The 11,381-nt window shown below is 39.7% G+C and carries 16 protein-coding genes, 1 tRNA gene and 1 pseudogene; 6 read left to right on the top strand and 12 right to left on the bottom strand.

Going from position 1 to position 11,381, the window contains the following annotated elements; translation table 11 throughout:
• The 10 genes and pseudogenes from FTU12_RS06260 to FTU12_RS06215 form a co-directional block, all read right to left on the bottom strand.
• Positions 1 to 245: pseudogene (locus FTU12_RS06260) on the bottom strand (hypothetical protein); the annotation flags it as partial.
• Positions 229 to 504: a hypothetical protein gene (locus tag FTU12_RS06255; protein WP_180113974.1), complete on the bottom strand. Its 276-nt coding sequence runs from the start codon at positions 502 to 504 to the stop codon at positions 229 to 231. The pseudogene FTU12_RS06260 and the gene FTU12_RS06255, both read right to left, overlap by 17 nt.
• Positions 479 to 670, bottom strand: a complete 192-nt coding sequence (locus FTU12_RS06250; protein WP_180113973.1) for a hypothetical protein — start codon at positions 668 to 670, stop codon at positions 479 to 481. The genes FTU12_RS06255 and FTU12_RS06250 overlap by 26 nt, the downstream gene beginning before the upstream one ends.
• Positions 671 to 1,224: 554 nt before the next feature.
• A tRNA-Arg gene (locus FTU12_RS06245) sits at positions 1,225 to 1,300 on the bottom strand.
• A 179-nt stretch (positions 1,301 to 1,479) separates the two neighbouring features.
• Complete coding sequence (locus FTU12_RS06240) at positions 1,480 to 1,905, bottom strand: antiterminator Q family protein (protein ID WP_180004859.1); 426 nt, start codon at positions 1,903 to 1,905, stop codon at positions 1,480 to 1,482.
• A gap of 9 nt (positions 1,906 to 1,914) precedes the next feature.
• Positions 1,915 to 2,427, bottom strand: coding sequence for a RusA family crossover junction endodeoxyribonuclease (locus FTU12_RS06235; protein WP_180020886.1), 513 nt, complete (start codon positions 2,425 to 2,427; stop codon positions 1,915 to 1,917).
• Positions 2,420 to 2,806 (bottom strand): hypothetical protein, encoded by a 387-nt coding sequence (locus FTU12_RS06230; protein ID WP_180020616.1) that lies wholly within the window; start codon positions 2,804 to 2,806, stop codon positions 2,420 to 2,422. The genes FTU12_RS06235 and FTU12_RS06230 overlap by 8 nt, the downstream gene beginning before the upstream one ends.
• A complete protein-coding gene (locus FTU12_RS06225) occupies positions 2,803 to 3,039 on the bottom strand; it encodes a hypothetical protein (RefSeq protein WP_180020883.1) in 237 nt (78 codons plus the stop codon). Before FTU12_RS06225 ends, FTU12_RS06230 begins: the two co-directional genes overlap by 4 nt.
• On the bottom strand, positions 3,036 to 3,293 hold the full coding sequence (locus FTU12_RS06220) for a hypothetical protein (protein ID WP_180020882.1): 258 nt from the start codon (positions 3,291 to 3,293) through the stop codon (positions 3,036 to 3,038). The genes FTU12_RS06225 and FTU12_RS06220 overlap by 4 nt, the downstream gene beginning before the upstream one ends.
• Positions 3,294 to 3,444: 151 nt before the next feature.
• Positions 3,445 to 3,819, bottom strand: a complete 375-nt coding sequence (locus FTU12_RS06215) for a hypothetical protein (protein ID WP_257224880.1) — start codon at positions 3,817 to 3,819, stop codon at positions 3,445 to 3,447.
• 47 nt (positions 3,820 to 3,866) lie between these two features.
• On the opposite strand from FTU12_RS06215, the gene FTU12_RS06210 reads away from it, so the two are divergent.
• From FTU12_RS06210 to FTU12_RS06200, 3 genes are all read left to right on the top strand, one after another.
• Positions 3,867 to 4,148 carry a hypothetical protein gene (locus FTU12_RS06210; RefSeq protein WP_180020880.1) on the top strand — a complete coding sequence of 94 codons (282 nt, stop codon included), beginning with the start codon at positions 3,867 to 3,869 and terminating at the stop codon, positions 4,146 to 4,148.
• A complete protein-coding gene (locus FTU12_RS06205) occupies positions 4,138 to 4,323 on the top strand; it encodes an AlpA family transcriptional regulator (RefSeq protein ID WP_180004001.1) in 186 nt (61 codons plus the stop codon). Before FTU12_RS06210 ends, FTU12_RS06205 begins: the two co-directional genes overlap by 11 nt.
• Positions 4,324 to 4,447: 124 nt before the next feature.
• A complete protein-coding gene (locus tag FTU12_RS06200; protein WP_180020878.1) occupies positions 4,448 to 5,236 on the top strand; it encodes an rRNA large subunit pseudouridine synthase E in 789 nt (262 codons plus the stop codon).
• 81 nt (positions 5,237 to 5,317) lie between these two features.
• Here FTU12_RS06200 and FTU12_RS16435 read toward each other — a convergent pair whose 3' ends face one another.
• Positions 5,318 to 6,076, bottom strand: coding sequence for a hypothetical protein (locus tag FTU12_RS16435; RefSeq protein WP_257227289.1), 759 nt, complete (start codon positions 6,074 to 6,076; stop codon positions 5,318 to 5,320).
• A 61-nt stretch (positions 6,077 to 6,137) separates the two neighbouring features.
• A complete protein-coding gene (locus FTU12_RS06190; protein ID WP_180113971.1) occupies positions 6,138 to 7,841 on the bottom strand; it encodes a M61 family metallopeptidase in 1,704 nt (567 codons plus the stop codon).
• A 180-nt stretch (positions 7,842 to 8,021) separates the two neighbouring features.
• Between FTU12_RS06190 and FTU12_RS06185 the strand changes: the two genes are divergently transcribed.
• The 3 genes from FTU12_RS06185 (at position 8,022) to FTU12_RS06175 (ending at position 11,359) form a co-directional block, all read left to right on the top strand.
• Positions 8,022 to 9,335: a D-alanyl-D-alanine carboxypeptidase PBP6B gene (locus tag FTU12_RS06185; protein WP_180012276.1), complete on the top strand. Its 1,314-nt coding sequence runs from the start codon at positions 8,022 to 8,024 to the stop codon at positions 9,333 to 9,335.
• A 103-nt stretch (positions 9,336 to 9,438) separates the two neighbouring features.
• Positions 9,439 to 10,740, top strand: coding sequence for an NAD(P)/FAD-dependent oxidoreductase (locus FTU12_RS06180; RefSeq protein ID WP_180113970.1), 1,302 nt, complete (start codon positions 9,439 to 9,441; stop codon positions 10,738 to 10,740).
• A gap of 136 nt (positions 10,741 to 10,876) precedes the next feature.
• Positions 10,877 to 11,359, top strand: a complete 483-nt coding sequence (locus FTU12_RS06175; protein WP_078194383.1) for a peptidylprolyl isomerase — start codon at positions 10,877 to 10,879, stop codon at positions 11,357 to 11,359.
• The last annotated feature ends 22 nt before the right edge of the window (positions 11,360 to 11,381 follow it).

Below are 11,381 nucleotides of genomic sequence, written 5' to 3'. Positions count from 1 at the left end.
ATCTCATACTTAATTGTTTCAGGCTCATCACCAGTATGCTTAGCCAATTGACCAAACCACATATGCAATAAACGATTCTGTGCTTTACTCCGGTCATCTTCTTTTTGATTGATCCGAACAACTAAAGACTTACCATCACTTAACGCATTCGCATGATGTCTATGCATGTAGGCAATTGCTTTACCTACTTCTTCAAATGACTTAATGACGAACGTTGCGGGTTCGAGTTTAAAAGTATTCTTCATCCTGCTTACCCATCATCAACTCAGTCTTAACCAACCATTTCTCAAACAGCTTTTCACTTTCTTCGCGATCACCCAACTTGAATTGATCAAATTGACTATGGCATGAGTGGCAGAGTGGCACTGTGAACTCGTCACTGGCTTTGATTGATCTACCCTTACCATGCTTAGCACTATTTGAATGCGCTGCTTGACTATCTGGATTGCCGCATCGAACACACGGCAGCTTTCTAATTTCAGCGAGTCGTTTTGGGCTTCTCATGAAGTAATTCTTCTATGCTTGCGATCTGCTTACCAATCTTTCTCAACTCAGCACCGCAGTCTTGGCGAAATGCATAGCTTGAATACAAATGGTTGTAGTTCATCAAGCGTGATTGATTTGCCTTAAGCAGCTCTAGATTTTTGGATGCCTCTACTCGATCAACCATGACTAACCTCAATAGAAAAGAAAAACCCCTCAACATCTAGAATGCGAGGGGCTTATGTGTGCCGTAATACGTTCGGCTATTTAAGGTTTCGATTAAAGCGTATTGTTTGTGTATAATTTACGTTAATAACAACTTAAATTTTATGTTAATTTTATCACTCTTTATTTTCCGAATACCCACCCCATCATGAAAATATCTTTTCTTTATTTCGTATTAGGCATTTTTATTTGTGTATCTGTGGCTTGTTTGGTATTAGCAATAATTTCACATGACATATTCTTTTTAGGAATTTCAGGGCTTCTAGCCTTGTCAGCAGTTTTAGTGGGTTTAGAAATCAAGGACACGAAACATAATCCTTTTAATCTGTAATAAAGCACAGGTGATATATTCCTATTCAGGCCCCATTTTTTAATGGGGTTTTTATCACTTCACCTCTTTTTAACATTCTCGACACACTTTGATTTCTTCATCATCAACCGTGTAATCGATCTCAACCGCACCATGGAAGCCGAATAAGCATTTTAAAAATTGGAGCATTTGATTCTCCTGAATGTTGGCGCGCCCAGTAGGATTCGAACCCACATAAGTCGGAATAGAAGTCCGATGCATAATCCTTTCTGCCATAGGCGCATTAGGTGGCGGTAATCAATTTAAAAACCACTAGAAATTAATAGGAACCGCCATAGGTGCCCTGATATTGCTTACACAAAAAACATTTCTCAGGGCATTAAAAAAGCCCACCGTTTGGTGAGCTTCTTTCAGATCAAGTGCTTAACTAACACTTCGACCACTTATAACACAAATTTAAACTAAGTGTGCTGCACTGTCAAGTCTGCCAATGCTTCTATTTTTCCATCCAAATAAGCAAGGCCTTTATCTATTGTTGATCTGACTGTTGCTTTGCTGCAACTATGTGCCCCTGCAATACTTCCGTATGACCAATCCATTTCGTAATTTAATATTAAAAACCAAGCTCTTTCAGCTAAATACTCACGACTATCTTGATGCATCGCCGCTAGTAATTTACTTACCTCTACCGCTTCAAAATCTGAAATTTCACACGTTACAGATACCTTACTTGACCGTGTTTTAGATTTGTCATTTTTGTCAATTAGCACCGCCAATGGAGTGCTTATGTGATTTGGCTTTACTGAGCGTACCCACAATCCATACTGCTCAAGCCACTGGTGAGCTGAGCGTTTCGACCAATCCATTAAATTCACCATTGCATTCATCCCAATCCCTCAAACCCTTAACTTTTCAACTTGAATAATCAGCTTCCCGCCTTTTTCTGATGGCAACCGCTTCACGAGCAATTCATCCACCTGAGAGTCATCCAAAATCAACCCACCTTTCGACAAAGCGTCAAAGCATGGTTTTACGATGTTATCGATGTCACGTATTTTCGCATCAGGTGGCGCGTATTCGATCTTTACTCGAACTCTGCCCTGATACCCTGCTGGCTCAATAAAACGCTTCATAACGTCAATAAAGTGGATTGCACGCTTACTTAATCGATTGGTCTTGTTCGCTCCACGAATCCAATAGTGATTCACCGAAGGAGGTGTGATTAAAACTTCACACCAGAGCAGTTCATCATTCATCACACCAAACCCTTTCCCTTCGACCAGATGAGCCGAAACCTTTGGCATTGGATCTGGATTGGATTTCTTTTTGCCCGACTTGGCTGCTACACCAAATCGAGGGCCAATACCGGCTTTTCGTGCCTGTGCTGCGGTGATACGGAGATTAGTCATTAGCACCTCGCAGGGCTTTAAGTGCATCACCCAAGCAACGAATCATTGCCATTTGAAGAAAATCAAAATTTCCTCGCCTGTCTTGCTCCACATATTTCAAATCCCCTTCAAGCATATACCCAACAGTCTCAACCTGTTTTTTCTTCTCGATATAACAAGCCTCCATGTTGTTGAGCTGGGCTTTCAGGTTGTCAACCTTGGCCACTTCCATATCAATAACATTGCCGAGAACCTGTTTTGTGGTGCTTAATTCATTTTCTAGTTTCTCAATCTTGGCTTGTTGGTGCTGAAATACAGCTAAAGCTGGGTCTTGCACCATCTTCAAATCAGCACACTGGTAGTCCTTAATAATTCCCCAAACCTGCTTAATCTCACTCATCCCTCAATCACCCTCGTCGTCGGCGCAATATGATTGCGAATGTCTGATACATGGTCCGTGCGGTCGTGGTCTGCGATGGCGGTGCGAAGATCAGAAATTAAGTAACTTTGCTGTCCTGTCATATTCGGAAAGCTCAATATTGAAATGTGGTATTCATTTCGTGTAATCCAAAACATAGCCCACTCAGGCGCACCCGCCACAATTTCCCGCATTTGTTCGATTGTTAGATTCATGACTTCACCCCAAATAGTTGTTTTGCTTTATCCGTTGGCAAGAAGCCTTGAGGGGAGTTTCTTTTCCCATCTCCGAGCACATAACCGAGTTTTTCTAAAGAATTTACGTATCGCTGCACAGTTCGATAACTCGTATTGGTCACAACGTTATCAAGCACATCTTGCACATAAGTCGCCTTACCTCTGAATGTGATAAACAGCAGAATATCCATCGTTGTTTCAAACATGTATCCGTGTGATTGGCTTATGCTCATGCTGCCACCTGCTTTGCTTTCTTTTTTCTACGCTCGCTCATGTAAATTCGACATGCTTCACGAGTCTCTGGTGTTCTGATTCCATGACGATAGGCTGAACGCAGAGCCATGACTTCCACCCAATCCACGGTCTTATTATCATGCTGATCCTTCACACCCCACCTCCTACTTGCTTATCCATAAAACGCACCGCATTCGGCAATTGCTTTTGCTCAGCCTGCAAAGTCGCCTTGTATTTTTCAAAATCATCAAAAGGGTCGATATGTGGCATCTCAAAAGACTCCCAAGGCTGAGGCTCTTTCACTTCCTCTGTCATCTTGTTTACATTTGGCTTAATCAAATCTTTGATTTTTTCCAGCGCTTCTTGAGCTATCGTTTTATATCGCTCAGATTCGCTCAGTTGCTCCAATTTGGTCTGTTTATGCTCTAGCAGTGCAGTTGCATCAGGTGCAGTTAAAAATCCATCAACCTCTGCTTGTTTGATTGCAGCAACCGCTTGATCTTTATCCGTACCCAGCGAAGTCATATAAATCGGCTTCAACCCTTAAAGAATTTGAAAAACTTAAAGAAAAAGTGGCTATAAGTAGTGCAAGAGCTAGTGAGTTTCATACTCTTAAGGTTGAAATAAACGACCTGAAGCAAAAGCTCGCCAGTAGCGAAAAGAAGAGCACAATCAATCCAAACCATAACGGTGAGTGGAAAGAAAAAGAATTACAGGTGTATACCAAGTTTAAGCGACTTGTAAAAGATCGGCTTGGTGATAGCGAATACATCCCTATGATTGAGAAAGCTGATGAAATGGCGAAAGCTGAAATTGAAGCGAGCAAAAGATTGGAGGTGAATGATGGAAATTGATCGTCGAGTCAGAGCAAAGGAATTTATGGACCTTATGTCGATTGGTCGAGAAAAGTTTTACTCGCTTATAAATTCAGGAGACATTCAACAACCGATCCGAGTTACTGATAGAGATGTTTTTTGGTATGCATCATATGTAAAAAATAAGGTCGAAGAATATAAGTCGCAAACCTGATACAATAGCCCACATATTCGTGGGCTTTGTTTTTATTATTGGGCCTAACTCTCTTAAAACGGGTAATTAAACGGGTAATATTAACAACCTATTTTATTTACTCTTTATATTTTAGATATTTAGTATGAAAATTGTCATCTTAAACAAGCCATATGACGTGCTCTCCCAATTCCGTAAAGACGAAGCGCATATGACCATATCTGACTTCGTGGACGATCCTAGTCTACGTATTGCAGGTCGTTTAGATATGGACTCCGAAGGTTTGGTATTTTTAACCGATCATGGTGGTTTAAATCAGTACATCACCAATCCTGAAAATAAAAAGTTCAAAACCTACTTAGTGCAAGTCGATGGCGACATCACAGAAGAAGCGCTTGAACAATTACGTAAAGGCGTTGAGCTAAAAGATGGTATGACTTTGCCAGCCAAAGCCATTAAAGTGCAACAGCCAGAATGGTTATGGGATCGTGATCCTCCTGTACGTTTCCGTGCAAACATTCCAACCTCTTGGGTTGAAATCCAAATTTGCGAAGGCCGTAACCGTCAAGTTCGTCGTATGACTTCAGCAGTGGGTTTCCCAACTTTACGTTTAATTCGTACACGTATTGGTGCAATTGATTTAGTTCAATTGGCTTTAGAACCAGGTGAAACCAAAGAAATTGAACCGTTACTTTACCCTGACTTTCAAAATGTACCTGCAGAAGAACCTTACCGTTCGCGCTCTTATGTGAAAAAACCAGGCGGTACAGGTGGTAAGCCAATGGTTCGTAAGAATAAAGACGGATCCGTGAAAAAGTCAGGTACAAAACGTATCTGGCAAATGGATGAGAGCGAAAAACCAAAACGCCGTACCAATGGTACAACTCGTCCGAATACTAAAGCCCCACGTGGCCGCGGTCGTAACGGACGTTGATATTATTTCTTAAAAATCAGTTTGAAAAAAGCTTACACCAGTGAGCTTTTTTTCAATAAAAATGAATCTTTGAAGCATAATTTATACAACTTTACTTGCTACTAACGAATCTCTCAGTGATGGCTTTGATACTTGAACCTCACCTGTTTCATGTCTTAATATTCTATATGAATAAATATTTTCAGTTTCTAATCCATAAATATTCTGAAATCTCATCTTAAATTTAAAATCCAAATCATTGATTTTTGCTGATAAAAAATCATTAGTATAAGTGTCATTCAAACAATCTAGCCTTAATTTAAATTCAATAGACTCATCAACTAATATTTTCATTTCACGCTGATAAATTGTGTCATCCAAAGTCATTAATAAAACAATTCTTGATTCATTAATTCTCGAATAAACACTAAAAATTAATGAGCATAACTTTTCAGGCTTATTAGTTAATAGATCTCTAATATCAACAATTTCTAATTTTGGAGTGCATAATTCTAAGTAAGGTTGGCATGAATTATGATTCATTCTCAATTGTTCTGACTGTAGCTGAGCAAGATACCCTTGCTGTTTAACGCTCTCCTTCATCTCTTCTATTTGAAGTTTAAGTGCTTTTTCTTGCTGTTCCAAAGCTTTGGTATTTTGATCTAATTGTTTACCTTGCTGGAGATACCCGAGTATTAACCAAAGAAAAGCAACTGGAGCAAATATACCTGCGAGAAAATCCCCTAGTGAATTCAGCTCTCTATTGGTAAATACAAAATTGTTTTGAACGCAAAACAATACTATCACTAAGAACCAAATTACAGTTATCGAAATTCCAATTATTAAATTTTTACTATTCATTTTCTTATAAAAAACCCATACCTAAGTATGGGTTTTACATGAAAATTAAATACTTATCAAATTAAGCCTTCAACCACTTCTCAGCTTTAGCCTGATCTTCCACTTTAAGTTCAACTTCAGTTAATTCTGAACCTGCCGCTTTCACTTCAAAGCTCATCAGCTCATCACGGCGGAATGCCAACACCGTATAACTGCCATCTTGCTTGGCATATTTTTCTGCCAATTTAACGGTTGCTTTTAGACCATCAATTGCAATAATCACATCGTTCGCAGACAAGCCAGCTTTTGCAGCTGCACCGTCACGGCGAGCAGACTGAACCAACACACCTTCAGGCTTATCAGCCAGTTTTAAACCAAATGGCAATGATTTGTCATTTTTGAGTGTATAGCTTAAGCCAAACTCAGGGAACAACTGATCTAACGGCAATTCATCTGTAGTATTAATCAAGTGATTGATTTGTTCTAACCAATCATCACCTGTTAATTCATTACATAAATTGAAAATAGTCCGTTCATTGACTTGAATGCCATTTTGCGCATTTTCATATAGCTTACGCATTAAGGCATCAAGGCTAGAACCGCGCAGGCGTAAGCCTAGATCTAAACACAATGCAACGAGGCAACCTTTGTTGTAGTAACTTGTACCTGCGTTATTTGAGTTTTCATCCTGACGGTAGAATTTCACCCATGCATCAAAGCTTGATTCAGCCACAGTTTGAATCTCACGACCCGGATTTTGCAAATAGCGATCTATTTGTGCTTTTAAAAGCTTGATATAAGAATCCTGATTGATCACACCGCTACGCAGCAAGATCAAATCATCATAATACGATGTAAAACCTTCAAAAATCCAAAGCAAAGAGGTATAGCCTTCTTTGTTGAGGTCATAATTCACAAAGTTTTCTGGACGGATAAATTTTACTAACCATGAATGGAAATATTCATGGCTGCATAAACCTAAGAAACGTTGATAATCTGCCGAAGGCTCTACAGGTTCATTGGCTTTTGGTAAATCATCACGCGGGCTAATTAAACTTGTACTATTTGGATGCTCTAAACCACCATAGCTATTGGCCGTTGCCATGGTCATAAAGGTATAGTCTTTAAATGGTGCTGAACCAAACATGGAAATTTCTGTCGAACAAATTTTTTCGATGTCTTGCTGCATACGCTGCGCGTTCATAGCATGTTTGCCCGACACCACAAATTCGTGTGGAATGCCGTTGGCTTCAAAACTAAAACGGGTTTGTTCCGCCAGTTCAAACGGTGCATCAATTAACTGAGCATAGTTATCTGCATATAAGGTATAACGACCTTTCACTAAACTTTTTGACTTTAATCCAGTCGCAAGTTGGAAATGCTTTAACTCGGGTGGCAAGAAAACTTCAACCTCAATGGCTGTATCTTCTTGGTCAACTAAACCTAAACATGCGCAAGCTGGATTGACATATAAACGGCTTTGATCGACATAAGCCCCACGGACCGATAAATCGAAGGCATATACATCATATTCAACCGTGATCAACTCATGATCTGTATTGAATAAGCGCCATTTATTTTTTTCAAATTTCTCAATTTGTAACAAACGCCCATCTTCATCATATGCTCGAACAGCTTCGATATGCTTCGAAAATTCTCGGATTAAGTAACTTCCGGGAATCCAAGTAGGCAGCGAAAGTACCTGTGTAGGATTTGCCAAGAAACGTGCAGTGACATGGACTAGATGTTGACGATAATCGTCAAATTCGATTTGATAATGCAACATAATGGGCGATATGAAATAAATAAAAGATAACTTATCAATTAGATTAACATTTTTTACAACTGAATGCGGAACTGTCGCAATTGTCTACAATTATGACTAGTCAGCAGAAAAAAAAAGGCATAGCATGCCTAAAAATTTTTTCGTTTTACCACCAACGGAATGGTTGGTTAAGGAACCTCATTGAAACACGTGATCTACCTCATCGCGCTGCTTAGTTTTCTATGCTCCACGATAGCAAATGCTGCCCTTTTAAATATTGTCCCTGAAACCGTTGAAGCTGAAGCTTGGACCATTTTAGACCCTCAGTCGGGTCAGGTGATTGCAGAACATAATAGCCATGTTCAGCGTGCCCCTGCTTCGCTTACCAAAATGATGGTGGCTTATATTGCTTTGAAGGAAATTAAAGCAGGTCATTTAAAGAAAAATGAAATCTTAACCGCAACCCCAGTCGTGCAAGTGGTTCAATGGGATGAATCACAAATGTATCTCAAAGCTGGTGAACAAATTTCAGTTGATCAGCTTTTGGCAGGTCTTGTGGTCATGTCTGCCAATGATGCCGCAGTAACCTTAGCTGAACGCATTTCTGGTGATATTCCAAAATTTATTGAACGCATGAACAAAGAAGCCAAAGCTTTGGGCATGAATGACACCAATTTTCAAAATCCAGCCGGTATTACCATGCCAGAACATTATTCATCGGCGGCTGACCTTGCACGTTTAGGGCAAGCACTGGTGACTGACACACCTGACTATTTGTATTATTCAAAACAACAAAGTTTTAGTTATAACCAACGCTTCCACCGTGCAACCAATATCTTATTAAAACAAGATCCCACCGTTGATGGCTTAAAAACAGGTTTTACTAAAGCTGCAGGTTATAACTTAGCTTTAACAGCCAACCGTTTGATCGCGAATCCTGACGCGCCAGAACGTCGTTTGATTGTTGTAGTATTAGGGGCAAAAAGTGGATTAAAACGTGCAGAAGTAGCACACAACCTCATGAACTTGGCTTATACCTATACACGTAATGAAGTTGCAATCAAAGATAAGCAATTAATTGCAGAATTACCTGTGGTTAAATCAACCTTGAAAATGTTTAAGGTGGAAACTCAACAACCTAAGCTGATTACAACTTCGCTTTATGATCAAGCTTATGCCATCGATTTAAAAGCTTTTGATCCTACACAGCAACGTATTCTTTTAAATACTGGCAATGGCCAAATTCAAGCCATTGAACCACTTCATGAAACACAGACTAAACTGAGTGTTGAAGTAAATGAAAAAGAACTCACTGCGCCTTTGGCTGAAGTAATGAAATTAGCCACCGTTACTGTTTATCAAAATAATCAGCTGATCAATACCTTTGATATCGAAGATGACGTGCAAATTGAAGAAGCCAATATTTTTGAGCGTTTCATGATGTGGATCAAAGGCCTTTTTAGCATCTTTAATACGGATGCAGCAGAAGTTAAAACCTACCCTTTAGGTCAATGATGTGATTATGTAACTTGTAAGACAATTCGTTATTTGTGCAATAAAGAAGATGACATACTCGTGCCATCTTCTTTTTTTCAACAATAATAAAATAGGTAATTCAATGAATAACGCTGATGACTCCAAGTTACACCATATTGTCATTGTCGGTGGTGGTGCTGGTGGTTTAGAACTGGTTACGCAACTCGGTGATTTACTCGGGAAAAAAAAGAAAGCACGCATCACCCTCGTAGATATGAAACTCACGCATGTCTGGAAACCCCTCTTACATGAAATTGCCGCAGGCACGATGTCAGTCAGCGAAGAAGAAATCAACTACTATGCGCATGCTGCGAAGCATAATTATGAATTTGTCTTGGCTAAGTTTGAAGATATCAATCCTGCTGAAAAAACCATTCAGCTTAGCAAAGTCCAACAAGGTAAATATGAGTCTACTCAAGAACAACTGCAACTGAGTTATGACACCCTTGTTCTTGCTTTAGGCTCAGTTTCCAACGATTTCAACACGCCGGGCGTGTATGAACATTGTCACTATTTGGACAGCCTGCAACAAGCTGAAATCTTCCAACAAGATCTCTTACAGTTGTATTTGGATGCACAAAATAGTAATACAGCACGTGAGTTGAAAATTGCCATTATTGGCGCAGGTGCAACGGGTGTTGAACTTTCAGCAGAATTGGTTGAAGCAAAAAATAATTTTTATAAATATGGTTTAAATAAAATTCATCCTCAAAGCGTACAGATCAATTTGATTGAAGGTGCTGATCGGATTCTGCCTGCACTCCCTGAAAAAATGGCCGAGCATGCACAGCAGCAATTACAACGTATGAAAATTGAGGTCTTAACCTCTAAACGTGTGGAAAAAGTCGATGCTGAACATGTTTATTTTAATGATGGAAGCAAAATTAAAGCCGAACTAAAAGTTTGGGCGGCAGGCATTAAAACACCAAAAGTAATTTCTAAACTTGAAGGCTTTGAAAAAGACCACATGGGGCGTTTAAGTGTATATGCAACACTACAAACTAAGGCACACCCAGATATTTTCGCCTTTGGTGATTGTGCACATTGCCAACCGCGTGCAGATGAGCCTGTCCTCGGCCCACGCGCTCAAGTTGCTAGCCAACAAGCGTCATTTCTCGTGGATTGCTTAAAGGCGCGTATCCGTGGTCAACAACTCCCAATGTTCGTATTTTCAGACAAAGGCTCCCTAGTCTCATTAAGTAAACATAAAGCGGTTGGTGAACTTTTAGGTCAGGTCAATGTTCAAGGCTTTGTTGCCAAATCAATGTACGTTTCACTTTATCGTATGCATCAAGCCACAATTTACGGCTACGCACATGCAGGACTATTAACGGCTAAAGATTTTGTTACACGAAAAATTGCGCCTAAAATTAAATTGCATTGAAATTTACAGATTTGCCCCGATTAATGAAAAAATCATCATAAACATTTAAAAATTGCATTTTTTTGATAAATTTAGTCTACAAAAGTGCAATTTCACTTTATGATGTAACCCTTAAAAAATTGAATGGATCAATAACATGACTGCTATTGCAAATAACTCTGTGGTTTCTTTCCACTACACATTGACTAATGCAGAGGGTGAAACTCTCGACCAATCTCAAGGTGAGCCACTAGCATATTTGCACGGCGCTGGTAACATCATTCCAGGTCTTGAAAAAGCTCTTTTAGGCAAAACAGTTGGTGAAAAATTCACTGTAACTGTACCTGCTGCCGAAGGTTATGGCGAATACAACCCTGATCTCGTTCAAGAAGTTCCTGCTCAAATGTTCCAAGGCGTGGATAACATCCAACCAGGTATGCAATTCCAAGCTCAAACTGATGACGGCGTTCAAATCGTGACAGTTAAAGCGGTTGAAGGCGACAACGTTGTTGTTGATGCGAACTTTCCACTTGCTGGTCAAGATTTAACTTTCGAAGTTGAAATCGTTGAAATCCGTGAGGCTTCTGCTGAAGAACTTGAACACGGTCACGTACACGGTGCAGGCGGTCACCACCACTAAGATCCTCTGATCTCAAGTGCAA

This window comes from Acinetobacter sp. YH12063 (assembly GCF_013419715.1).
Classification (GTDB): Bacteria; Pseudomonadota; Gammaproteobacteria; order Pseudomonadales; family Moraxellaceae; genus Acinetobacter; species Acinetobacter amyesii.
The sequence above is the reverse complement of the archived record's forward strand: the minus strand, read 5'-3'. Positions and strand labels throughout refer to the sequence as shown.